Raw genomic sequence first — 23729 nt, 5'->3', positions numbered from 1 at the left:
CCATTTGCAGGAGACCACCCATGGCCGGAGCCACCGTCGCCGTTTCGGACGCCACTTTCGACGCCGAAGTGCGCCAATCCCCGATCCCCGTCGTCGTCGATTTCTGGGCCGAATGGTGCGGCCCCTGCCGGCAGATCGGCCCCTCGCTTGAGGAACTGGCCAGCGAATATGCGGGCAAGGTCAAGATCGTCAAGGTCAACGTCGACGAGAACCCGGAAAGCCCGGCGGTTCTGGGCGTGCGCGGCATCCCGGCGCTGTTCCTGTTCAAGGACGGCCAGGTCGTGTCGAACAAGATCGGCGCCGCGCCCAAGGCCGCGCTGAAAAGCTGGATCGACAGCGCGATCTGATCGCGCCAGATGCAGACCGGAAAGGGGCGCCTGGCGCCCCTTTTTCATGCAACTGGCCAGCCGTGGCGGGAAAGCGCCGCGATGATCTGATCGTCGGTATCGGGCGCATGGGCATTGATCGCCTGCTGGCGCAGGAACCAGAACAGATAGCGGTCGAACGAGGGCCTGCGCTGCCGCGCCGCCTGAACCGCACGGTCCAACCCGTCGCGCGGCACCGATGCCGCGATGTGGTGAAAATCGACCTCACCGAACAAAAGCGCCGGGCGATGCAGGAAAAAGCCGCGAAAGGCGGTGGCGCTGTTTTGCGTCACCACCAGCCCGGCCTGGCGCAGCGCGGCATCGCTGCCGCCCTTGCGAATGCGCAGGTTGGGAAAGGTCGTGGCCAACTGATCGAGCGCGCTGCGCTCGGCTTCGGTATGGACCTCATTGGGGTGCAGCGTCGCCAGCAGCGGGCGATCCGGGAAATGGCGGGCCGTCGTCTCGATCATTGCGATGGGCGAGGTCGACTGAAAGCTGCGCTGCTGGTCGAGCCGCCCTTGCAGAGCGATCAGCACCAGATCGCTGGGCGGCGGCACCTGCGGATCGTCAAACAGCCGCTTGCGCCAGCCGCGCGCGAACCCCTGCGCGGCGGCGGCGTCGATCGCAGCGGGGTCGAACTGCGCCTTGGCCACCGGCCAATCCCACCGGCGCCCCGTTGCCTCGATCCGCCAGAACGCCCCGACATAGGCGCGCCGACAGGTCAGGGCGCGGTCATGCGTCGGCTCATCCATGTGAAACAGCGCATAGCCGGGCTGATCGGGCGCGGCGGCGCGCGTCTCAGGTGAGGCGGGCAGCGCATCCACCCGCCAGTCGCGGGCGCGCAGGGCCGCCGTCAGCCGCGCGAAAAAATTGTGTTGCCCGGCCTGATGTTGGGCCAGGCTTGCGTCATCCAGGTAAATCGTCAAACGGCGCACATCATCCATGCACGGCACGCTATCAGCGCCACCGCGCCGGTCAAGCGCGGCCTTTGCCTTGCACCACGGGCACGCGCCCCTCATATCTGATCGCAAAGGAATGAGGGGCCAGATGGCAGAAGACAAGTTTCCCGGTTGGCACGGCACAACGATCATCGGCGTGCGCAAGGGCGGTCAGGTGGTGATCGCGGGCGACGGCCAGGTCAGCTTGGGCCAGACGGTCATCAAGGGCAGCGCCCGCAAGGTGCGCCGCCTGCGCCCCGGCGGGCATGAGGTGATCGCCGGTTTCGCCGGATCGACGGCAGATGCCTTTACCCTGCTGGAACGGCTTGAGAAAAAGCTGGAATCCGCCCCCGGCCAGTTGCAGCGCGCCTGTGTCGAACTGGCAAAGGACTGGCGCATGGACAAATATCTGCGCAACCTCGAGGCGATGCTGATCGTCACCGATGGCGACCAGCTTTATGTCATCACCGGTGCCGGCGACGTGCTGGAGCCCGAACATGATGTCGCCGCCATCGGGTCGGGCGGCAATTACGCCCTGGCCGCCGCGCGCGGGCTGATGGAAACCGATCAGGATGCCGAAACCATCGCCCGCAAGGCGATGGCGATCGCCGCCGATATCTGTGTCTATACCAATGGCCGCCTGACGGTCGAAACGCTGGCAGGTGGCACAGCCGCCTGAGGATCGGGCAAAGCGGAAGCTGCATTCCTCTTTGCCCAAATACTCATCCGCAGTCGGGGCCGGGAGGGCCGATGACCAATCTGAATGACACCGATCTGCGCGCCGCCGTGGCCGCCGGTCACCTGACCGAGGCGCAGGCGAGCCGGGTTCTGACCCTGGCCCAGGCCCGCGCCGGGCAGCGCCACAGCATGACTGCCGAGGACGAACCGTTCGAGTTCTTCCGTGGCTTTTCGGAAATCTTCGTGTCGGTCGGGCTGGTGATCCTGTTCGTCGGCCTGTCGATGGTGCTGGGCGTGGCGGCGGGGCCGTCGGTGCTGATCGGCCTGCCGGCGATCTGGGCGGTCGCGGCCTGGTGGCTGGCGCGCTATTTCACGCTGCACCGGCGGATGAACCTGCCGTCGATGGTGCTGGTGCTGGCCTATGGGATCGGGGTGTTCCTGTCGGGGGTCGCAATTGCCCTTCGGGTCGATCTGAACCCGCGACTGGCGCTGACCTTTCCCGCCCTGGTTGCGGTCGCTGCCGTGGCGCTGTGGTTCCGCCGCTTCCGCCTGCCGTTTTCTATGGCCGTGCTGGCGGGGTTCGGACTGATCGCGATTTATGGCGCGACAGCCACCGAGACGGCGCTGGTCGATGTGGCGCTGTATGGTCAGGGCAGCAACTTGCTGGATCTGCGCGGCAATTCCGCCTTCGCCTGGTCGACGCTGGGCTTTGGCGTGCTGGCCTTTGCCGGGGCGATGTGGTTCGACCTGCGTGATCCGCACCGGATCGGGCGGGCCTCGGCCACCGCTTTCTGGCTGCATCTTCTGGCCGCCCCAGCATTGGTGAACACCGCCGCGATCACGCTGATGAACATCGGCGGCAATGCCGGGATGCTGGCCACCGCCGCCGCCCTGGTGCTGATCACCCTGCTGGCGCTGATCATCGACCGGCGATCCTTCCTGACGGCAGGCATCATCTATATCGCCTTCGTCCTTTACTGGTTCATCGACGCGACTGAAAACCCGCTGCTGCGCAACGCGGCCATCCTGATCCTGCTGGGCGGTCTGATCACCGTGATCGGCACCTGGTGGGTGGCCCTGCGCGGTGCGCTGTTGCGGGCCTTGCCGGACTTTCCGGGCAAGCACCGCCTTCCCCCATACACGAGGTAACCATGTCCGACCTGACCCCCCGCGAGATCGTCAGCGAGCTTGACCGCTTCATCATCGGGCAGGCCGATGCCAAGCGCGCGGTGGCCGTGGCGCTGCGCAACCGCTGGCGGCGCAAGCAATTGCCCGATGACCTGCGCGATGAGGTTTACCCCAAGAACATCCTGATGATCGGCCCCACGGGCGTCGGCAAGACCGAGATCAGCCGCCGTCTGGCCCGTCTGGCCCGCGCCCCCTTCATCAAGGTCGAGGCGACGAAGTTCACCGAGGTCGGCTATGTCGGCCGCGATGTCGAACAGATCATCCGCGATCTGGCCGATGCCGCCATCGTCGAAACCCGCGAACGGATGCGGGATGAGGTCAAGGCCCGCGCCCATCGTGCTGCCGAAGATCGCGTGCTGGCCGCCATCGCCGGTGACGGCGCGCGCGAGGCGACGTTGAAGATGTTCCGCGACAAGCTGAAGCGCGGCGATCTGGACGACACCATGATCGAGATCGACGTGGCCGAGCCCATGCCCGCCATGCCCGGCATGGGTGCCAACATGCCGGGCATGGAGGCGCAGATGCAGGGCCTTCAGGATTTCTTCGGCAAGGCCTTTGGCGCGCGACGCACCCGCAAGCGCATGACCGTGGCCGAAAGCTATGACATCCTGATCCAGGAGGAAGCCGACAAGCTGCTGGACGACGAGGCTGTCAAGGCCGCCGCGATTGACTCGGTGCAGCAGAACGGCATCGTCTTCATCGACGAAATCGACAAGGTGGCGGCCCGCGCCGAAACCCGTGGCGCCGATGTGAGCCGTGAGGGGGTGCAGCGCGACCTGCTGCCGCTGATCGAGGGCACGACCGTCAGCACCAAATACGGGCCGGTGAAAACCGACCACATCCTGTTCATCGCCTCGGGCGCGTTCCACGTCGCCAAGCCCAGCGACCTGCTGCCGGAATTGCAGGGCCGCCTGCCGATTCGCGTCGAACTGCGTCCGCTGACCGAGGCCGATTTCATCCGCATCCTGACCGAGACCGACAACGCCTTGACCCGCCAGTATCAGGCGCTGATGGGCACCGAACAGGTCGCCGTGACGTTCACCGATGACGGCATCGCCGCCCTGGCCCGGATCGCCGCCGAGGTGAACCGCAGCGTCGAAAACATCGGCGCGCGCCGGCTGTATACGGTGATGGAACGGGTGTTCGAGGATCTGTCCTTCACCGCGCCCGACCGTGGCGGCGATACCGTCACGGTCGATGCGGGGTTTGTCGATAAGCATCTGGGCGACCTGGCGGCCTCGGCCGACCTGTCGCGCTATGTGCTTTAACGCGCGGCGTCGGGGGCCGGGCAGTCGGTCGGCCCCTGATCGACGATGATCATCGCCTTGCGGTCAAATCCGGCCTGTTCGGCCTGGGCCAGCAGCCGGTCGCGCAGCGCCGGGTCCATCTGCGGATCGCGCGCCAGCAGCCAGAAATAGCCGCGATCGGGGCCGGAAATCATCGCCCAGCGATAGTCGGGGTCCAGCGCGAAAACGTGGTAGCCGCCCTCGAACGGCCAGAAGAAGGTCACCCCCAGGCTGGCGGTGCCGGGATCACCCAGAAACCGTGCGCGGCCAAGCGCCTGATCCCATTCGCAGCCGGGCTTAAGTCCCTGGTTGTTCACCGCCACCGTGCCGTTCGGGTTCAGGGCATAGGTCGCGGTGACATGGGTCATGCCGCGTTCAAAGCGGTGGTCCAGCCGTGCGATCTCATGCCAGGTGCCCAGGTAGCGGTCGATCTGAAAGCCGGTGACCGGGGTGATCCCGATGGGCGCCGAGGTGGAACAGGCGGCCAGCAGGCCAAGCGCAACGACGGACAGGGCAAGACGGGCAGACGTGACAAGACGGGCGGACATGAAAAGCAACCTTGACGATGGGAACCCGCGCCGGTTGGCGACGTTGACCGCAAAACCGCGATGAAAGGCGAAAGTTCCATGGGTCTGATTAGCTGGCTGTTCGGCGCCATCCTGTTCGTTCTGGATGTGATCGCCATTGCCTCGGTCATCAATTCCGACGCGACCGGCGGGCGCAAGCTCATGTGGATCGCGATTATCGTGCTGCTGCCGGTGATCGGCTTCATCGCCTGGTTCCTGTTCGGCCCCAAGATGGCGGTCGCCCGGCGCTAAGCCGCAAAAGCTGACCGACCGGTCGGACAAAGCCTTGACCTTTGCCCCCGCGCGCCCGATTCATGGGGTGACGCGCAGCGAAGGGGGGGCCGCATGGGTGTTGTCAGCTATCGCCATCAGGATGGGGTCGGGGTCATCACCATCGACCATCCGCCCGTCAATGCGCTGTCACAGGCGGTGCGCGCCGGGTTGATGCAGGCCGCCGCCGACTTTGCCGCCGATGACGCGGCGGGCGCGGCGGTGCTGATCTGCGCCGGGCGCAGCTTTGTCGCAGGCGCCGATATATCCGAGTTCGGAAAGCCGCCGCAGGCGCCGTTCCTGCCCGATGTCATCAACGCCATCGAGGCGCTGGACAAGCCCGTGGTGGCCGCCATCCACGGCACCGCTTTGGGTGGCGGGCTGGAACTGGCGATGGGGGCGCATCACCGGATCTCGGCTGCCAGTGCGCGGATGGGGCTGCCGGAATGCACCCTGGGCATCCTGCCGGGGGCCGGCGGCACGCAGCGCCTGCCGCGTCTGGCCGGGCTGGCCTTGGCCGCCGAGGCGATCACCTCCGCCCGTCAGATCGGCGCGGATGAGGCACTGGCCGCCGGTCTGGTCGATGCCGTGGTGCCCGATGCCGAACTGACGGCGGCGGCGATGGCGGCCGCGCGGCGCCTGACGGGCACTGCCCCGCGCCGGACGCGCGATCTGCCTGCACCCGCCCCCGATCCAGCGCTGATCGACCGGCTGCGCGCCGGCCTGCCGCGCAGCGCGCCGGGCCAGGTCGCGCAGGGGCGCGCGCTGGATGCCATTGCCTTTGGCCTGACCCACAGCTTTGACGAAGGCCTCGCGCATGAACGCGCGACCTTTGTGGACCTGATGCAGACCCCGCAGCGGGCGGCGCTGGTCCATGCGTTTTTCGCAGAACGCAAGGTCGCCCAGCCCGCCCAGATCGCCGGGATCGCGCCGCGTGCCTTTGAGCGGATCGGGGTGATCGGCGGCGGCACGATGGGCGCGGGGATCGCCACCGCCTGCCTGCTGGCGGGGCTGCATGTCACGCTGATCGAACGCGACGCGCCATCTGCCTCTGCAGGGGCGGATCGGGTGGCCGGGATGCTGACCGGCGCCGTCGATCGTGGCAAGCTGACCCCCTTGGCCCGCGACGCCGCGATGGGCCGCTTTCACGCCGTCAGCGATTATGCGCCGCTGGCCCAGGCCGATATCATCATCGAGGCGGTGTTCGAGAAACTGGACGTCAAGCAACAGGTTTTCGCCCAGATCGACGCGGTGGCGCGGCCCGGCGCGGTGCTGGCCACGAACACCTCCTACCTTGACGTCAACCTGATCGCGCAGGCGACGGCACGGCCCGGTGATGTGATCGGCCTGCATTTCTTCAGCCCGGCGCATGTGATGAAGTTGCTGGAAATCGTCGTGGCCGACGCGACCCAGCCCGATGTGGTCGCCACCGGCTTTGCGCTGGCCAAGCGGCTGAAGAAGATCGCGGTGCGCGCCGGGGTGTGTGATGGCTTCATCGGCAACCGCATTCTGAACGCCTATCGCAAGGCCGCCGATGCGATGGTGCTGGACGGCGCCGATCCTGCGCAGATCGACCGCGTGGTGCGCGCCTTCGGCTTTCCGATGGGACCGTATCAGGTCTCTGATCTGGCCGGTCTCGACATCGGCTATTTCAACCGCCAGCGGCAGGCCGCGACCCGCGATCCGCGCGAGCGGGTGCCGGTCTTTGCCGACCGGCTGTATGAACGCGGCCATCTGGGGCGCAAGACCGGGCGCGGCTACTATATCTATGATGCCGAGACGCCGAATGGCCGACCCGACCCCGACCTGCCCGCGCTGCTGGACGCCGTGCGCGCCGAACTGCGCCTGACCCCGCGCGCCTTTTCCGACGATCAGATCATCGACCGTTACATGGCTGCGATGGTCAATGAAGCCGCCAAGGTGGTCGAGGAGGGAATCGCGCAGCGCCCGCTGGATGTCGATGTGACGCTGCTGCATGGCTACGGCTTTCCGCGCGCCAAGGGCGGGCCGCTGCACTGGGCCGATGCGCAGGGCTTGGCCGGGATCGCGGCGCGGCTGCGGGATATGGCGGCGGAAGATCCGGTGGCCTGGCAGCCCTCGGCACTGCTGCTGCGGCTGGCCGATCAGGGCGGGCACTTTGCCGATCTGAACACCTAGTCTGGACAAGCCGTCGCCGCGCGTTATATTCATGTTCAGGAATATAACGATGAGGGTGCGATGGCCGGCCTGCTGCAATGGGGTGCGCTGCTGTGGCTGCTGACGACGGGGGCGGTGGCCGCGCAGGTGGTGCCGCTGGCGCCGGTCACGCTGACCGACTGGAAGCCGGTTTATGGCCGGATCGAGGCGCGCGACAGCCTGCCCGCCCGCGCCCGGATCGGCGGCACCCTGGCCGATCTGACTGTCGCCGAGGGCGACAGCGTGACCGCTGGTCAGCCGATCGCGGTGATTCATGACGACAAGCTGGACTTTCAACTGACCGCCGCGCGCGCCCAGATCGAGGCGCTGAGCGCCCAGAAAACCAATGCCGAGGCCGATCTGAAGCGCGGCGAGGCGCTGAAGGATCGCGGCGTGACCACCGCGCAGCGGCTGGATGCCCTGCGCACCCAGGTCGATGTGCTGGCCGGCCAGATCGCCGCCCAGCAGGCGCAGGCCCGTGTCATCGAACAGCAAAAGGCCGAAGGTCAGGTGCTGGCGCCTGTCGCGGGCCGGGTGCTGACGGTGCCGCAGGCGCCGGGCGCGGTGGTGATGCCCGGCGAGGCGGTGGCGACGGTCGGCGGCGGCGGCTTTTATCTGCGCCTGGCGATCCCCGAACGCCATGCCGATGCGCTGTCGCAGGGCGCGGCGATCCCGGTCGATCTGGGCGGCACCACGACCGAGGGGCGGCTGGCGCGCATCTATCCGCAGATCGAAAACGGTCGCGTCATCGCCGATGTCGAACTGCCCGATCTGGACGCCGCCTTTGTCGATGCCCGGGTGCTGGTGCGGGTGCCGGTCGGCCAGCGGCAGGCGCTGGTCGTGCCGGTCGCCGCGATCCGGCGCAGCGCCGGTCTGGACATGGTGACGCTGGACGGGCCGGACGGGCCGGTGCAGCGTGTCGTCCTTCCGGGTGCGCAGCACCTGATCGACGGGGTTCAGATGGTCGAGATCGTCACCGGTCTGAGCGCCGGCGACCGCGTGAGCCCAGTCGCGGCGGTGCGGCATGACTGACCCGCTGCCCGAGGCCCGGCTGGGCATCGCCGGGCGGCTGACGCGCGCCTTCATCGCCTCGGCGCTGACGCCCCTGTTCATCATGGCGGCCCTTGCGGCGGGGATGATCGCGCTGATCACCCTGCCGCGCGAGGAAGAGCCGCAGATCTCCGTGCCGATGGTCGACATCCTTGTGCAGGCGCCCGGCCTGCGCGCGCCCGACGCCGTCAAGCTGGTGACCGAGCCGCTGGAAACCATCGTCCAGTCGATCAATGACGTCGATCACGTCTATTCGCAGACCGCCGATGACCGCGCCATGCTGACCGCGCGCTTCAAGGTCGGCACGCCGTCCGACGCCGCGATCCTGCGCGTGCATGAAAAGCTGCGCGCCAATATGGACCGGATCCCGGTCGGCATCCCCGAGCCTTTGGTGATCGGGCGCGGCATCGACGATGTGGCGATTGTCGCGCTGACGCTGTCGGCGCGGCCGGGATCGCCGCTGACCGCGGGCGATCTGACGCGGGTGGCGCGCGAACTGCGGGCCGAACTGGTCAAGGCCGACAATGTGGGCCTGACCTATCTGGTGGGCGAGGCGAGCGAGACGATCCGCATCACCCCCGATCCGGCGCGGCTGGCGCTGTATGGCATCACCCTGCAACAGCTGGCGGGCAAGGTCGAACAGGCCAACCGCACCTTTTCGGCGGGCATGGTGCGCGACCAGGGCCAGATGATCGGCCTGTCGGTCGGCCAGACGATGACCGCCCCGGCCGAGATCGCCGGGCTGATGCTGACCGCGCGCGACGGGCGGGCGGTGTGGCTGTCGGATGTGGCCGATGTGGCCTTTGTGCCGGATGCCGCCGACCACATCGCCGCCCATGTGACCCGCGACGCGGATGGCGTGATCCACCGCAGCCCCGCCGTGACGCTGGCCATCGCCAAGCGCGCCGGGGCGAATGCCGTGGTCGTGGCCGAGGACATCCTGCACAAGGTTCACAGCCTGCAAGGCCATCTGATCCCGGATGAGGTGACGGTGACCGTCACCCGCGATTACGGCGAAACCGCCAATGAAAAGGCCAATGAGCTGCTGTTCCACCTGGGCCTGGCCACGGTGTCGATCATCGCCTTGGTCTGGCTGGCGATCGGCTGGCGCGAGGCCGTGGTGGTCGCCATCGTCATTCCGGTCACCATCCTGCTGACGCTGTTTGCAAGCTGGATCATGGGCTATACGCTGAACCGGGTCAGCCTGTTCGCGCTGATCTTCTCCATCGGCATCCTGGTCGACGACGCCATCGTGGTGATCGAAAACATCGCCCGCCACTGGGCGCTGGACGCGCGCAAGCCCCGCATTCAGGCCGCCATCGAGGCCGTGGCCGAGGTTGGCAACCCCACCATCGTCGCCACGCTGACGGTGGTCGCGGCGCTGCTGCCGATGCTGTTCGTCAGCGGGCTGATGGGGCCTTACATGTCGCCGATCCCGGCCAATGCCAGTGCCGCGATGATCTTTTCCTTCTTCGTCGCGGTCATGGTCACGCCCTGGCTGATGGTCAAGGTCGCCGGCCGCGCGCCCGCCCATGACCCCGACCACAGCACCCATCACGGCGGCACCCTGGGCGCGATCTATGCCCGCGTGGCGCGGCCGGTGCTGCGGTCCAAGACCTCGGCGCTGGTGTTCCTGCTGGTGACGGTCGTGCTGTCCTTCGGCTCGCTCGGGCTGCTGTATACCAAGGATGTGACGGTCAAGCTGCTGCCCTTTGACAACAAATCCGAACTGTCGGTCATCATCGACCTGCCCGAAGGCGCCAGCGTCGAGGATACCGACCGGGTGGCGCAGATGGTGGCGGAAAACGTCACCCGACTGCCCGAGGTGCTGTCGGTCCAGACCCATGCCGCCACCGCCGCGCCGTTCAACTTCAACGGCCTGGTGCGGCATTACTACCTGCGCAACGAACCGCAGATGGGCGATGTGCAGGTCAACCTGACTCCCAAATCGGCGCGCGACCGCGAAAGCCACGCCATCGCGCTGGACATCCGGCAGCGGCTGGCGGGGCTGGATCTGCCGCCCGGCACGGTGCTGAAAACCGTCGAGCCGCCCCCCGGCCCGCCGGTCATGGCCACCCTGCTGGCCGAGATCTACGGTCCCGACCCCGAGACCCGCCGCGCCACCGCCGCCCGCGTCCGCGAGGCGTTCGAGGCGGTGCCCTTCATCGTCGATGTCGATGACAGTTTCGGCACGCAGGCCCGCCGCCTGCGCGCCGTGGCCGACACCGACAAGCTGGACTTCTTTCAGGTTGCCGAACAGGATGTGTTCGACACTTTGGGCCTGCTGAACAGCACCCGAACCGTCGGCTATTCGCATCGCGGCCAGGGGCGCGCGCCGATCCCGATCACGCTGGGCCGCGACAAGGCCGACCGGGTGATGGATCAGACCGCGCTGACCACACCGATCCCCGCCAACCTGCTTCCCGGCGCGCGCGGCGTCGTGGAACTGGGCGATGTCGTGACCCTGCGCGACGAACAGGCCAGCTTCCCGATCTTTCGCCACAATGGCCGCGAGGCCGAGATGGTGACCGCCGAACTGGCCGGCGATTACGAGGCGCCGCTGTACGGGATGCTGGCCGTTGCCGATCGGATCGAGGCGATGGACTGGACCGGCGCCGTCAAGCCGCAGATCGCGCTGAACGGCCAGCCACGGGATGAAAGCGTCGTGACCCTGCTGTGGGACGGCGAATGGGAGGTCACCTGGGTCACCTTCCGCGACATGGGCGCGGCCTTTGGGGTGGCGCTGCTGGGCATCTACATCCTGGTGGTGGCGCAGTTCGGATCCTTCAAGCTGCCGCTGGTGATCCTGACGCCGGTGCCGCTGACCTTTCTGGGGATCATGGCGGGGCATTGGCTGTTCGGCGCGCCGTTCTCGGCCACGTCGATGATCGGTTTCATCGCCTTGGCCGGGATCATCGTGCGCAACTCGATCCTGCTGGTCGATTTCATTCGTCATGCCGATCCGACCGGTAAGACTAGGGCCGAAATCTTGATCGAGGCGGGCGCGATCCGCTTCAAGCCGATCCTGCTGACCGCGATTGCGGCGATGATCGGGGCGGCGGTTATCCTGACCGACCCGATCTTTCAGGGGCTGGCGATTTCGCTGCTGTTCGGTCTGCTCAGCTCGACCCTGCTGACGGTGCTGGTGATCCCGGCGATCTACCGCGTCTTCCGGACGTGACGCGGGGTGGCGGCGTTCGGCAGGCGTATTTGGGCAAGAAAGAAGGGCAAGGGCCAGGCCAAGGGGGCGAACGGTCGGCGGCGACGGGTCATGCGTCAGGCTGCGGCGGCCCAGCGGTGGATCGTTGGCGCGAACTGGCATGAGGTCGCGCCGTGGCGGCATCCGACGGGTGCCGATCAACGCAGGATCAATGCGGCCAGACGGTCGGCGGCCTCGGGCAGGGCGTCGGGGGTCAGCCGGTCCAGCACCAGATCGGTGATGGGGACCGCCATTCGGCCGCGGTGGCGGCCATAGCGCGGGTCATAATGGGCGGCCATCAGCCCGTCGGCCAGGTCGGTGAACCGGCCCGCCGCAGCCATCGCCTGCCATGCGGCGATCTGGTCGGTGGCGTGATAGGGCCGCAGTTTGTCGATAATGGCCGACAGCCGGGTGGCGTCGGCGGTGACATCGGTATAGGCGCGCGTCAGATAGTCGGCGCGCGCGCTGCGGGGCGCGTCGATGGCGATGCGCGGGGCGGCGCACATGGCCTGCCACAGCCGGGGCGGCAGGCGGCAATTGCCGACCTTGGCGCTTTCGGCCTCGACAACCACGGGGCGGGTCGGGTCGAGGCGCGCAAGGGCAAGCGCCAGTCGCCCCTCGAACGCGCGTTGGCTGGGTTGCGGGCCAAGCGCGCCGAACAGCGACCCCCGATGGTTGGCCAGCCCTTCCAGGTCGATGCTCTGCACGCCGCGTTCGGGCAGCAGGTTCAGCAATTCGGTCTTGGCCGAGCCGGTGTTGCCATCCAGCACAATGACCGGCGCGGTTGGCGCGCGGTCGTACAGGGCAGCGACCACCAGACTGCGCCAGCTTTTGTAGCCGCCGGCGATGAAATCCGCGCGCCATCCGACCTGGCCCAGGATCGTGGCGAACGACTGCGAGCGCTGGCCACCGCGCCAGCAATAGACCAAGGGACGCCAACCGCCCGGTTTGTCGGCCAGCGGGCCTTGCAGATGCGCCGCGACATTGCGCGCGACCAGGGCGGCGCCGATCCTGCGGGCGTTGAAGGGCGAAACCTGTTTGTAGATCGTGCCGACCTCGGCCCGTTCGTGGTTCGACAGCACCGGCAGGTTGACCGCGCCGGGCAGGTGATCCTCGGCATGTTCCAGCGGCGTGCGGGCGTCGATCAGCGTGTCGAAGCCAAGCCGGTCCAGATCGGTCAGCGATGACAGTGTGATGGCCACGGGCGTTATCCAGTCGGGCGAGGGCGGGCCGCGAGCGGGCCGTTTGGCCCGCAGTTCTAGGGCAGCCGCCTGGCGGGGTCCATGCTGGAAAACGTCGGGTCATGGCTGCGTCGCGGTTGTCGCCGTGGGCGGGGCGTCCGATGGCGAAGGTGCGTCCTGGGCGGCGGCCGGGTCTGCTGCTGGATGTTCGGTTGCGTCCAGTTCAGCCAGAACCGATGCCCGCAGCGCCGCGCTATCGCTGGTCAGCTTTCGGCTGCGCGCGACCAAGGTCGTTTCATTCGCCACGTCAGCGGGCGGCAAGGTGGGCGTTGGTGAAGGCTTGGCGGCGTCAGGGCCTGCCGGGGCGACCGGCGGCGGCTGATCGGCCTGCGTCGCGGGCGGCGAGTGGGGGGCAGAGGTGGCGGATTGCAGTGCAGTGGCGGCCTCGACCTCACGGGGCGGCTGGGCGTGGACTGCTTCAGCGCCCGGCACCGGGCTGTGGTCGGTCGCCGGGGTCGTGATTGTGGCGGGGTTGCTGCCAAACCCGTGCTGGCCCAGGCGCGCCTGCACCTGATCCCTGGTCGAGGCGGTGCAGCAGGTGTCCAGTAGCGCGGCATGGGCAAAGGCCAGGCGCAGGAATTCGCCGTCCGAGGCTTGGGACGCGAAGGTTTGCACCACGGCATCGGCGGCCCGTGACATGATCGGGTCGGTGGCTTTCCCACCGCCAGGCGTGGTCATGCCGGTCAGACCCGCAAGAGCGGTCGCGGGATCGCCCGCCCGCGCATAAGCCAGCAGGGCGGCCGCGCGCATCCATCGGCCGCCTGGCTCGGCCGCGCGCTCAAAGGCCATGGCGTCAAGGTTATGGGCGGTCTCGATGGCTATCGGTGCAGGGTCGGTCAACAGGCGTTGAAACACGGCCTCGGCCCGATCTGTCAGCGATGGGGCGGGCAATTGCGATAGACCGCGCACGGTTTGCCCCAGATCGGCCGCACCCGGATCGCCGGGGCAAGGGCTATCGGGCGCGCAGGCGGGCGCGAGGCTGTCCATCAGTTGCGCCAGGCTGGTTGAAGCGCTGTCGGGGTTGCGGCGCAACACGGGCAGCAGACGTTCGGTCATCCGTGCGCGCAGGTGTGGCGGTAGCGTCAGCATCGCCTGATATATCGCATAGGCATCGGCATGACCGGGGCCGGTATCCGCCCGCAGCATCTGCCACAATTCGACCTGCGCGCCGCATTGCGCGAGGCCGGGCAGATCCACACCGTCATCCGCGCGACTGTCCAGCGCGGCGGCGGCTGCGGTCAGGACGCGCGCCGTGCCATCGTCGGGATCGCTGCGCAACGACAGGATCGCCAAGGCCTCACCCGGCAGGGCGAGCGATAGATAGCCGCGCGCAAGGTCGATCAACCCCTGATCGTTGCGGGCGCGGTCCATCGCCAGATAGGCCTGTTCATAGGCGCGGATCGTATCGGGTGCGGCGGGATCAAAGGTCAGCGCGGCCAGTGCCTGTTCGCAGGTGATCGGTGACGGGCCGCCGGCTTCAACTGCGGCCTCGGGCTGAGGTGCGGCCGGGGGCGGCGCGCCTGGCAGAAGGCCCGCGCGGCGCAGCGCGTCCAGCGTCGCCTGATCTGCGACCGTCAGGCTGCCATCGCCCGCGGCCTTGGCGATGCGGAACAGCAGCGCCTGTTCAATGGATTGGGCCTGGGCCGAGGGTGCGGTGGCGGCAGGCTGGCCCAACCCTGCCGGGCCGTCGATCTGGCCCAACTCTTTCGGGGGCACTGCGGGCAGCGCGACTTGCGGCGGGGGGGCGGCGCTTGGTGCGGTTGGCGTGCCGGATATGTCTATGATGAACAGATCCCCCTGCCGCGCGGCCCTGACCGTGGTGCCGGGGGCGGCTGTCACGGTCAAGACCGAGCCATCGGCGGTCAGATCCGTCACCCGATCGCGCGGGATAAGGTCGAAGGCCCGTTGCAGATCAAAGCCGTCGCCATCCGTGATGGTCAGCGTGCCGCCGCCATCGCCCGCCTGCCAGACCCAATCGGCCTTCGCCCCGGCGATTACCAGACGCGAGAAGTCGGCATGTTCGCCCGACCGCACGGCGACATCGCGCGCGATGGCCGCCACCGCCAGCCCCGCCCAGATCAGCATTGCCACCAGCCAGCGCATCATCCGCCCCGAATCGCCATCCTTGTCATCTTCGTAAGCCCAATCCCTTGACGAAGCATGAACGCGGCCCGGCAATTGCCTGGCGCCCCGGCAGCGGTTAGCAAGGGCCAAGGGGGTGACCGATGCTGATGTTCTGGAACGAAAGGCTGGTGTTTCTGGCCGTGCCCAAGACCGGCACCACCGCGATCGAGGGGGCCTTGGCGCCGCGGGCCTCGCTTGTGTTGCGCGATCCGGCGACGTTGAAGCATACGCCCGTCTATCGTTACCGCCGATTTCTGGAGCCTTATTTCGCCACCTGCGGGCCGAAGGATCTGGAAACGCTGGCGGTGACGCGGCATCCGATCGACTGGCTGGGCAGTTGGTATCGATACCGTCTGCGCGACGATCTGGTGGGCCATCCCAACAGCACCCGTGGTGTCACCTTCGATGAGTTCGTGCGCGAGTTCTGCAAGGACAAGCCCGCGCCCTATGCCGCGCTTGGCACGCAGGCCAAGTTCCTGACCGATGCCGATGGCCAGATCGCCGTCACCCATCTGTTCCGCTATGAGGCGCAGCCCCGGCTGATCGCCTTTCTTGAGGACCGGCTGTCGATCAAGATCCAGTTCAAGCAACTGAACGTCTCGCCCAAGGCGGAACTGACGCTGTCGCCCAAGATCGAGGCGATCCTGCGCCGCAAGCGCGCCGCCGAATTCGCGGTCTGGGAGGAGGGCCAGGCCTGATCGGCAAGCTGCCGCCGATCTGCGCGCCGCATCCGCTTTCGGGGGCTTTGCGGCGGCGCGGCGGGGCGCTATGGCTGGCGCAGCCACGACCTGAGGACATGATGCGCGCCCTTGCCCTGCTGTTGATTGCCGCCCTGCCGCTGACCGCCTGTGGGGGCAGCAATGCCCGCGTCGAACAGGCCGAACTGTTCGAGCAAGGCCCCGCCCATCCTGGCCCCAATGCCGAGCTGAACCGCCTGATCGCCCATTATGCGCGGGTCTATGACGTGCCGGTCAGTCTGGTGCATCGCGTGGTCAAGCGCGAAAGCAACTATAATCCGGGCGCTCGCAACGGTCCCTATTACGGGCTGATGCAGATCCTGCCGCAGACCGCGCAGACCATGGGTCATCGTGGCAGCGCCGAGGCGCTGCTGGATGCCGATACCAACCTGCGTTATGCGGTGAAATATCTGCGCGGCGCCTGGATGTGCGCCGATGGCAGCGAAAGCCGCGCCGTCATGTGGTATGCCAAGGGCTATTACTATGAGGCCAAGCGCCGCGGTATCCTGAAAGAGGTCGGGCTGCGGTCCTGATCAGCCCAGCTTGCGGATCAGCCGCATCATCGACTTGAACCGGGGACCATAGGGCGGGGCCAGCAGGCCCAGCCCGTTCCAGCGCGCCTGATGGAACACCGGCTTCAGATGGCTGAACGTGTCGAACCCGGCCTGGCCGTGATAGGCGCCCATGCCGGAATCGCCGATGCCGCCAAAGGGCAGGTCGTCCTGGGCGACGTGCATGATGGTTTCGTTGATGCAGACGCCGCCCGCGACGGTGCCCGACTGCACCGCCGCGATCTGGTCGAGGTCGCGCGCAAAGACATACAAAGCCAGCGGGCGCGGGCGGGCGTTGATCGTGGCAATGGCCTGGGGCAGGCCGTCGGTCGGGATCACCGGCAGGATCGGGCCGAAGATTTCCTGCTGCATCAGGTCGCCATCCATCGCCGCGCCGGTGACGATCACCGGCGGCAGCAGGCGGCTGGCGGCATCGGGATGGGCGTCGGTCAGCGGGTGCAGCACCGCGCCGCTGTCGTTCGCCTGATCCAGCAGGCCGGTCAGGCGGCTGAACTGGCGGTCGTTGATGATCCGGGTGTAATCGGCGGATTTGGCGATCTTCGGATAATGCTTTGCCACCCAAGCCTTTGACCGCGCGATGAAATCATCCATCATCGGGCGCGGAATCAGGACGTAATCGGGGGCGACGCAGGTCTGCCCGGCATTCAGCAGCTTGCCGGTCATGATCCGCGCCACGGCGTGATCCAGATCGGCGGTGTCGGTGATGATCACCGGCGATTTGCCGCCCAGCTCCAGCGTGACGGGGGTCAGGTTCGGCGCGGCGGCGGCCATCACCTGCCGGCCGATCTGCGTCGAGCCGGTGAACAGCAGATGGTCAAAGGGCAGCGCGCCAAAGGCCTGGGCGACATCCGGGCCGCCGGTGATGATGGCCAGGTCATCCTCATCGAAATAGCGCGGCGCGGTCGCGGCCAGCCAATCGGCAAAGCGCGGCACCGATTCCGACGCTTTCACCATCGCCCGGTTGCCCGCCACAAAGGCGCTGGTCAGCGGCCCGGTGATCAGGAACAGCGGATAGTTCCAGGGCGCGACGATCCCCACCAGCCCCAGCGGCTGCGGCAGGATCTGGTTCGAAGCCGGCCGGAACAGGATCGAGATCGGCGCGCGGCGCGGCCTCATCCAGCGCTTGCCGTGGCGCAGGGCGTGGCGGATGCCGGTGATGGTGGGGAAGATCTCGGCCAGGTTGGTCTCGGCGCGGGCGCGTTGACCGAAGTCCTCGGAAATGACCTTGGCGATGGCGCCCTCATGGTCGGTGACCAGGGCCAGCAGCGCCTTCAGCCGCTTTTCGCGCAGATCCCAGGGGGTCGAGGGGTTGGCGCGGGCGGCGGCCATCATCCGGTCGAAACGGGCGCGAAGGTCGGTCATGTCGGTCATCCCTTGATCCGCCGCGACAGGGCGCGGGTCAGAAAACGCAGCTTCTGGCGCCCGGCAAAGCCCCGGAAGGTGCTGGCCGAGGTGCCCTTGGTAAAGGCGGTCGGGCGGCTGTAGTCGATGGCGATATCGACGATGGCGACCCGACCGGCGGCCGCCACCTGTCGCGCCTGGCCGATGGCGGGGGCGATGGACGCGGCACTGTCGATGGTAATGTAGGCGGCGCCGACCGCCTGCGCCACCCCGGCGACGTCCAGCCCCGGCAGATCGGTGCAGGCCTGCCGCCCATAGGGCAGCTTCTGCGCCTGCGCGATCTGCGACAGCGCGCCGTCGTTGAACACGAAGATGACCAGCCCAAGGCCCTGGGCGCGCGCGGTCAGCAGCTCCATGCAGGTCATGGTAAAGCAGCCGTCGCCGACGATCGCCACCACCTCGCGGTCCGGGGCGGTCAGCTTGGCGCCGATGGCGGCGGGGACGGCATAGCCCATGGCGTTGAAATCGGTGGGCGACAGCAGCGTGGCCCCGGCGCCAAAGGTGAACAGCTCGGCCGTCAGGAAGGTGTGGTTGCCATCGTCCAGAACGGTGATCGCGTCGTCGGGCAGGGCGCGGCGCAGCGCGGTAAAGAACAGCGCGGGATTGACGCGGCCCCGGCTGTCATGCTGCGCCCAGGCGGCGCGGTGATCGTCCTTGGCCTGGGCGATGCGCGCCCACAGGGCGGTGTCGTGCGGGCGCGCGGCCAGCCGTTCCAGCAGCGCCGGCAGGACTGCCGCCGCATCGCCCACCAGCCCCGGATCGGCGGGATAGTTCAGTCCGATGGCATCGGGGTCGATGTCGATATGGATATGCGCGGGCGGCGGCGTGATCGCAAAGCTGCCGGTCGGGATTTCGCCGAACCGCGCGCCCACCGTCAGCAGAAGGTCGATCCCCGCAAAGGCCGCCTGCGCCGCAGGCACCGCCGAGGGACCAAAGCCGAAGCCCACGTGCAGCGGGTGCCGCCCCGGCATCACCGCCAGCCCTTGCAGCGTGGTGGCGACCGGGGCTTGCAGCGCCTCGGCCAGGCGGATCAGATCGGGCGTGGCCCGGCGCGCGCCATAGCCCGCAAAGATGCCGATGCGCGCCGCGCCGTTCAGCATCGCTGCCGCGCGGTCCAGATCGGCGGCAGCGGGCAGCGGCGGCGGCGCGGGCGGCGACCACGGCCCGGCCTCGGGTACGGGGGCGTCGAACAGTTGCAGGTCGACCGGGATTTCGACCAGCACCGGGCCGGGCAGGCCGGTCGTGGCAATCGCATGGGCGCGGCGCAAGGTCTCGACCACCTGATCCTGATGGGTGACGCGGAAGGCGGCCTTGGTGATGCCGCGCGCCAGCTCCATCTGGTCGACGCCGTGCAGCTTGTGGCCAAAGCGCGTGTCCTGACGCACGCCGCCGGTCAGGATCAGCATCGGGATGCCGCCCAGGAACGCCTCGCCAATGCCGCTGGCGGCATGGGTGAAACCGGCGGCTGGCACGATCAGCAGGCAGCCGATTTCACCATCGGTGGCGGTGCGGCTGACGGCATCGGCCATGAAGGCGCCGCCCCCCTCATGCGTGACCAAGACCGGGCGGATGCGGTTCGACCGGCTGACGGCATCGTAAAGCTCGGTATTGTGGACGCCCGGAATGCCGAACGTGCGGCGGATGCCCAGTTCCTCAAGCGTGGCGACGGCCAGACTGGCGGCGGTGGCGCGCATGTCAGTTTCCCCCCGCAATGGCCTGGGCGAGCCGCCGCCCGGTATGGATGGCGCCGCCCAGAAAGGTGCCCTCAAGCCCGCGCAGGCCATTGGCATTGCCGCCGCCAAAGCCCGCCGCCTCGCCCACCGCGTAAAGGCCGGGGATCGGCTGGTCGGCTGCGTCCAGCACCCGGCAGGACAGATCGGTCGTGATGCCGCCCAGCGTCTTGCGGGCGATGACGAAGGTGCGGATGGCGACCAGCGGCCCGGCCTTGGGATCAAGGATGCGCTGCCCGCGCGCCAGCCGCACCCGGTCGCCGCGCCACTGCCGCATCCGGGCGATGGCGGTCAGCTGCGGATCGGTGGCGGCGGCGCCCTGGGCGATCTGCGCATCAAAGCCCGCGATGCTGGCCAGCAGCCGGTCGGCATCGACGGGCGGGCCGGGGCTGTCCAGCCGGTTCATCGCGGCGACCAGATCGGGCAGGGACTCGGCCGTCACCACATCCGGGGCCTGCCCGGTCAGCGTGTCATAAAGCCAGCGATTGCCAAACAGGATGTCGCGCAGAAACCGCAAGCGCGAGCCGTCGCGGATCGAGGGGTTCATCTCGGCCCCCGACACCGCCAGTTCGCGCAGCGCGATCCGCCGGTTCGTCACCTGCCAGCCATAACCGCCCGGCAGCGCGCAGATCCGCGTCACCAGATCGCGCGTGTCCAGCCCGGTCAGCAGCGGCGGCATCACCCGCTGGCCGGTGGCATCTGTCCAGACCGCATGGCGCACCGGCACCAGCGACAGGCCATGGCGCGGCTTCTTCGGCGCCCAGTGGCGGATGCCCGCGGCGTAATTCCACTGCCGGTCCAGTTGCACGACCGCCGCCCCCGCCGCCTGCGCCGCGTGATGCAGGGTGCCGTCACCGAAGCGGTGGCCGCCGTTCAGGATGACGGGTGGCGCGGGCTGCCAGTCGCGGTGCCAGTGGCGGCGGACCATCCCGTCATCGCCGGTGATCCCGCCGCTGGCGATGATGACGCGGGCGGCGCGCAGGGTGACCTCGCCCCCCGAGGCATCGCTGCCGATGACGCCGGTGACGCGCCCGGCCTCGGTCAGCAGGCGCTGGACGTGAATGCCAAAGCGCAGGTCCAGCCGGGCGCGCTGCGGATGCGCGTTCAGGGCGCGCAGGATGGTGGCGACCAGCCCCGCGCCGGTGCCCCAGCAGACATGCCAACGCGGCACCGAATTGCCGTCGCGTTCCACCCACAAGGGCATCGGCAGGAACTTTTGCCCCATCCCCGCCAGCCAGTCATGGATCCCCGCGCGGCTGTGTTCGACATAGGATGACGCCCAGGCCAGCGGCCAGCGGTCGCCCTCGGCCAGTTCCCCGAAGCGTCGCCAGTCGGCCAAGGCGATCTCGGGCGTGTCGGTGATGCCGTTGCGGGCCTGCGCGGGGCTGCCGACGATCATCAAACCGCCGAAACTTTCGCGCGCCAGCCCGCCCAAGGCGTCGGGCGTGTCGCGGTCGACCAGCGTGACCCGCAACCCTTGCTCGATCAGCCCAAGGGCCGCGACCAGCCCGGCCAGCCCGCCTCCGATGATCACCGCATCCATCCCCGCGCCCCCTTGATGGCCGCCCCGTGGCCCATGCTGGGGCAGGATCGACGCCATTTCCAGCCCGCTGTCAGCCGCTTCCGCAACGTCACCCCTGCGGTTGAACACCACACGCAAGGCGTGGAATTGTTACATTGCCGTCGTTAAATCCCGGCAGAAAATAGGATTTTTCACGTTTTGCCGCCCGTCCCTGCCATGAACTGTTGAACGAATCCGCAAATCCGGGCAAGGATAGGGCGATTCAGGGCCGGAAACACGGCCCTGGCTGGCTGCGCGCGGTCTGCGTCGCACAACGAATGAGGACATGATGATCAAGAAGTTTCTGCTCGTGACCGCGGCGACCGGTGCGCTGGCTGCCTGTGGCGGTTCGTGGTCCACCGACTATCAGCCGATCGACCCGGCGAAATCGAAGAACTGGACCGTCCGCGACGTTCAGGTGTCGGTGCCCAAGAACCTGACCACCAGTGAGGTCAACACCTACACCCCGAACTATGACATCGTCTGGCATGGCGAGCCCTATGGCGATCGTCGCGCCCAGGTCGCCAAGATCATGGACGACGGCATCACCGCGGGGACCAAGGGCCTGCGCGGCCCGCAGCCGGTGACCATCGCCGTGACCCTGAAGCAGTTCCACGCGATCACCCCGAAGGTGCGCTATTCGCTGGAAACCGCGGGCGTCCACAACATCCAGTATACCGCCCAGGTGTTCGACGCCAAAGGCCAGCCGCTGACCGCGCCGCAGTTCATCCAGGCCGACCTGCCGGCCTTGGTGGGCGAGGCCGGCAACGAGGCCGACCGCAAGGGCTTTACCCAAAAGGTGCAGATCGAACAGCACCTGGCGAAAGTCACCGCCGGCTGGCTGGGCATCGGCCCGGACGTCCGCAGCAGCTTCGTCCGCTCGGGCCGCTGATCGCGCGCCTGGCGGCAAAAACCGGCCCCTTGGGGCCGGTTTTTTCATGCGCGGCGGTCTCTGGCGCCGTGCCGGGGGGCGGGGTAAAAGGGGCGCCATGACCACGACCGTGCCGCTGACCACCATCTATGACCGCCGCATCGCCGCCGGTGACCTGCGCGGCGATCCCGCGCAACGCGCCGCGCTTGCCGCGCTGGAGGTCGTGCGCCAGCAGCTTGAGGCCGCGCCGCCGCCCAAGGCAGGCGGGCTGATGCGGCTGTTTGCCCGGCCCGAGCCGCCGCCGACCGTGCCCGGCCTTTACATCTGGGGCGGGGTCGGTCGCGGCAAGTCAATGCTGATGGACCTGTTCTTCAATGAGGTCGCGGTGCCTGCCAAGCGCCGCGTGCATTTCCACGCCTTCATGCAAGAGGTGCAGGCCCGCCTGAATGAGGCCCGCGCCAAGGGCCATTCCGACGCCGTGCGCCCGGTGGCCGATGCCATCGCCGCGCAAGCCCGTCTGCTGTGCTTTGACGAAATGCAGATCAGCGACATTGCCGATGCGATGATCGTCGGGCGGCTGTTCGATTACCTCTTCCAGGCGGGCACGACGGTTGTCACCACCTCGAACCGCGCGCCCGAGGATCTGTATAAGAATGGCCTTAATCGCCAGCTTTTCCTGCCCTTCATCGCGCTGATCCGCGACCGGCTGGCGGTGCATGAACTGCGATCCGATACCGATTATCGCCAGCACCGCCTGCATGGCGCGCAGGTCTATTTCACCCCGGCGGATTCGCGGGCCGAGGCGGAATTGGCTGCGATCTGGTCGGACCTGACCGGCGGCGCGGCGGGCGCGCCGCGCGTTCTGCTGGTGCAGGGGCGCGATCTGACATTGGCCCGCCATCATGACGGCGTGGCCTGGGCGCGGTTCTGGGATCTGTGCGGCCAGCCGCTTGGCCCGGCCGATTACCTGGCGATCGCGGCGGCGGTGCGGGTGTTGATCCTGTCGGACATTCCCCGCCTGTCGTCGGACAATTTCAACGCCGCGCGCCGCTTCGTCACCCTGATCGACGCCCTGTATGAGGCGCGGGTGCGGCTGATCTGTTCTGCGGCCGATGTTCCCGACCGCCTGTATGTCGAGGGCGAAGGCGCCTTCGAGTTCGAGCGGACGGCCAGCCGCCTGTCGGAAATGCAATCGGCGGGTTGGGGGGCGGCTGACGCCCTTCCCTGACCGGCTGTCATGAAACTGTCATAATACTTTTGCATTCTTGTCACCTGCCCGCGTTAAGGGGCAGATGCGGCCAAGGAACTGGCCCCGTAACCGGCAGCGGATCATGAATACCCAAAGTCTGGCAAAGCGCGACGTGACGGCCAAGGACATGAAGATTTCGGCGGTTGATGTGGATGTGTTCTACGGCACATCCCACGCCATCAAAAAGGTGAATGTCGACATCCTTGACCGCACAGTGACGGCCTTCATCGGCCCCTCGGGCTGCGGCAAGTCGACGTTCCTGCGCTGCCTGAACCGGATGAACGACACGATCGACATCTGCCGCGTGACCGGCCTGATCCGGCTGGACGGGCAGGATATCTATGACGCCAAGGTCGACCCGGTGCAGCTGCGCGCCAAGGTCGGCATGGTGTTCCAGAAACCGAACCCGTTCCCGAAGTCGATCTATGACAACGTGGCTTACGGCCCGCGTATCCACGGCCTTGCCCGCGGGCGTGAGGAACTGGACGCGGTGGTCGAGGCCAGCCTGCGCAAGGCCGCGCTGTGGGA

20 protein-coding genes are annotated in these 23729 nt (G+C 67.9%); 13 read left to right on the top strand and 7 right to left on the bottom strand.

Annotated features, from left to right (window positions below; translation table 11 throughout):
• Positions 1 to 20: 20 nt before the first annotated feature.
• Positions 21 to 347 (top strand): thioredoxin, encoded by a 327-nt coding sequence (trxA, locus tag ACEYYA_RS07415; RefSeq protein WP_374799169.1) that lies wholly within the window; start codon positions 21 to 23, stop codon positions 345 to 347.
• Between the two features lie 44 nt (positions 348 to 391).
• Here the strand turns inward: trxA and ACEYYA_RS07410 are convergent, their stop codons facing one another.
• Positions 392 to 1291 (bottom strand): hypothetical protein, encoded by a 900-nt coding sequence (locus ACEYYA_RS07410; RefSeq protein WP_374799167.1) that lies wholly within the window; start codon positions 1289 to 1291, stop codon positions 392 to 394.
• Between the two features lie 121 nt (positions 1292 to 1412).
• Here ACEYYA_RS07410 and hslV point away from each other — a divergent pair, with 121 nt between their 5' ends.
• The 3 genes from hslV (at position 1413) to hslU (ending at position 4437) form a co-directional block, all read left to right on the top strand.
• Entirely contained in the window at positions 1413 to 1982 is a 570-nt protein-coding gene (hslV, locus tag ACEYYA_RS07405; RefSeq protein WP_374799165.1) for an ATP-dependent protease subunit HslV, read from the top strand.
• 71 nt (positions 1983 to 2053) lie between these two features.
• Positions 2054 to 3130 carry a hypothetical protein gene (locus ACEYYA_RS07400; RefSeq protein WP_374799163.1) on the top strand — a complete coding sequence of 359 codons (1077 nt, stop codon included), beginning with the start codon at positions 2054 to 2056 and terminating at the stop codon, positions 3128 to 3130.
• A 2-nt stretch (positions 3131 to 3132) separates the two neighbouring features.
• Positions 3133 to 4437: an ATP-dependent protease ATPase subunit HslU gene (gene hslU / locus ACEYYA_RS07395; RefSeq protein ID WP_374799161.1), complete on the top strand. Its 1305-nt coding sequence runs from the start codon at positions 3133 to 3135 to the stop codon at positions 4435 to 4437.
• On the opposite strand, the gene ACEYYA_RS07390 is transcribed toward hslU, so the two are convergent.
• A complete protein-coding gene (locus ACEYYA_RS07390) occupies positions 4434 to 5003 on the bottom strand; it encodes a lipocalin family protein (RefSeq protein WP_374799160.1) in 570 nt (189 codons plus the stop codon). The genes hslU and ACEYYA_RS07390 overlap by 4 nt on opposite strands.
• A 78-nt stretch (positions 5004 to 5081) precedes the next feature.
• On the opposite strand from ACEYYA_RS07390, the gene ACEYYA_RS07385 reads away from it, so the two are divergent.
• The 4 genes from ACEYYA_RS07385 (at position 5082) to ACEYYA_RS07370 (ending at position 11697) form a co-directional block, all read left to right on the top strand.
• Entirely contained in the window at positions 5082 to 5273 is a 192-nt protein-coding gene (locus ACEYYA_RS07385; RefSeq protein ID WP_374799158.1) for a PLDc N-terminal domain-containing protein, read from the top strand.
• A 93-nt stretch (positions 5274 to 5366) separates the two neighbouring features.
• Positions 5367 to 7448 (top strand): FAD-dependent oxidoreductase, encoded by a 2082-nt coding sequence (locus ACEYYA_RS07380; RefSeq protein WP_374799156.1) that lies wholly within the window; start codon positions 5367 to 5369, stop codon positions 7446 to 7448.
• Between the two features lie 60 nt (positions 7449 to 7508).
• A complete protein-coding gene (locus tag ACEYYA_RS07375) occupies positions 7509 to 8498 on the top strand; it encodes an efflux RND transporter periplasmic adaptor subunit (RefSeq protein WP_374799154.1) in 990 nt (329 codons plus the stop codon).
• On the top strand, positions 8491 to 11697 hold the full coding sequence (locus tag ACEYYA_RS07370; protein WP_374799152.1) for an efflux RND transporter permease subunit: 3207 nt from the start codon (positions 8491 to 8493) through the stop codon (positions 11695 to 11697). Before ACEYYA_RS07375 ends, ACEYYA_RS07370 begins: the two co-directional genes overlap by 8 nt.
• A 176-nt stretch (positions 11698 to 11873) precedes the next feature.
• Here ACEYYA_RS07370 and mnmH read toward each other — a convergent pair whose 3' ends face one another.
• Both mnmH and ACEYYA_RS07360 read right to left on the bottom strand, forming a co-directional pair.
• The gene (gene mnmH, locus ACEYYA_RS07365) at positions 11874 to 12917 is read right to left on the bottom strand and encodes a tRNA 2-selenouridine(34) synthase MnmH (RefSeq protein ID WP_374799150.1); all 1044 of its coding nucleotides are present in this window, start codon (positions 12915 to 12917) and stop codon (positions 11874 to 11876) included.
• Between the two features lie 99 nt (positions 12918 to 13016).
• The gene (locus tag ACEYYA_RS07360; RefSeq protein ID WP_374799148.1) at positions 13017 to 15062 is read right to left on the bottom strand and encodes a RodZ family helix-turn-helix domain-containing protein; all 2046 of its coding nucleotides are present in this window, start codon (positions 15060 to 15062) and stop codon (positions 13017 to 13019) included.
• 119 nt (positions 15063 to 15181) lie between these two features.
• Between ACEYYA_RS07360 and ACEYYA_RS07355 the strand changes: the two genes are divergently transcribed.
• Both ACEYYA_RS07355 and ACEYYA_RS07350 read left to right on the top strand, forming a co-directional pair.
• The gene (locus tag ACEYYA_RS07355; protein WP_374799146.1) at positions 15182 to 15778 is read left to right on the top strand and encodes a gamma-glutamyl kinase; all 597 of its coding nucleotides are present in this window, start codon (positions 15182 to 15184) and stop codon (positions 15776 to 15778) included.
• Between the two features lie 101 nt (positions 15779 to 15879).
• Positions 15880 to 16350 carry a transglycosylase SLT domain-containing protein gene (locus ACEYYA_RS07350; protein ID WP_374799573.1) on the top strand — a complete coding sequence of 157 codons (471 nt, stop codon included), beginning with the start codon at positions 15880 to 15882 and terminating at the stop codon, positions 16348 to 16350.
• Here ACEYYA_RS07350 and ACEYYA_RS07345 read toward each other — a convergent pair whose 3' ends face one another.
• From ACEYYA_RS07345 to ACEYYA_RS07335, 3 genes are read right to left on the bottom strand one after another with little or no spacing between them, the layout of a single operon-like run.
• On the bottom strand, positions 16351 to 17751 hold the full coding sequence (locus tag ACEYYA_RS07345) for a coniferyl aldehyde dehydrogenase (protein WP_374799144.1): 1401 nt from the start codon (positions 17749 to 17751) through the stop codon (positions 16351 to 16353).
• Between the two features lie 5 nt (positions 17752 to 17756).
• On the bottom strand, positions 17757 to 19484 hold the full coding sequence (locus ACEYYA_RS07340) for a thiamine pyrophosphate-binding protein (protein ID WP_374799142.1): 1728 nt from the start codon (positions 19482 to 19484) through the stop codon (positions 17757 to 17759).
• A 1-nt stretch (position 19485) separates the two neighbouring features.
• Positions 19486 to 21063, bottom strand: coding sequence for an FAD-dependent oxidoreductase (locus tag ACEYYA_RS07335; protein WP_374799140.1), 1578 nt, complete (start codon positions 21061 to 21063; stop codon positions 19486 to 19488).
• 304 nt (positions 21064 to 21367) lie between these two features.
• On the opposite strand from ACEYYA_RS07335, the gene ACEYYA_RS07330 reads away from it, so the two are divergent.
• The 3 genes from ACEYYA_RS07330 to ACEYYA_RS07320 form a co-directional block, all read left to right on the top strand.
• Positions 21368 to 21973: a DUF6778 family protein gene (locus ACEYYA_RS07330; protein WP_374799138.1), complete on the top strand. Its 606-nt coding sequence runs from the start codon at positions 21368 to 21370 to the stop codon at positions 21971 to 21973.
• Positions 21974 to 22070: 97 nt separating this feature from the next.
• Positions 22071 to 23180: a cell division protein ZapE gene (gene zapE / locus ACEYYA_RS07325; protein ID WP_374799136.1), complete on the top strand. Its 1110-nt coding sequence runs from the start codon at positions 22071 to 22073 to the stop codon at positions 23178 to 23180.
• 103 nt (positions 23181 to 23283) lie between these two features.
• A partial coding sequence (locus ACEYYA_RS07320) for a phosphate ABC transporter ATP-binding protein (RefSeq protein ID WP_374799134.1) occupies positions 23284 to 23729 on the top strand: 446 nt, incomplete at its 3' end.

It is taken from the genome of Paracoccus zhouxuedongae (genome assembly GCF_041927815.1).
GTDB lineage: Bacteria > Pseudomonadota > Alphaproteobacteria > Rhodobacterales > Rhodobacteraceae > Paracoccus.
Note: the sequence above shows the minus strand (reverse complement) of the source record. Positions and strands in the feature narration are given on the sequence as shown.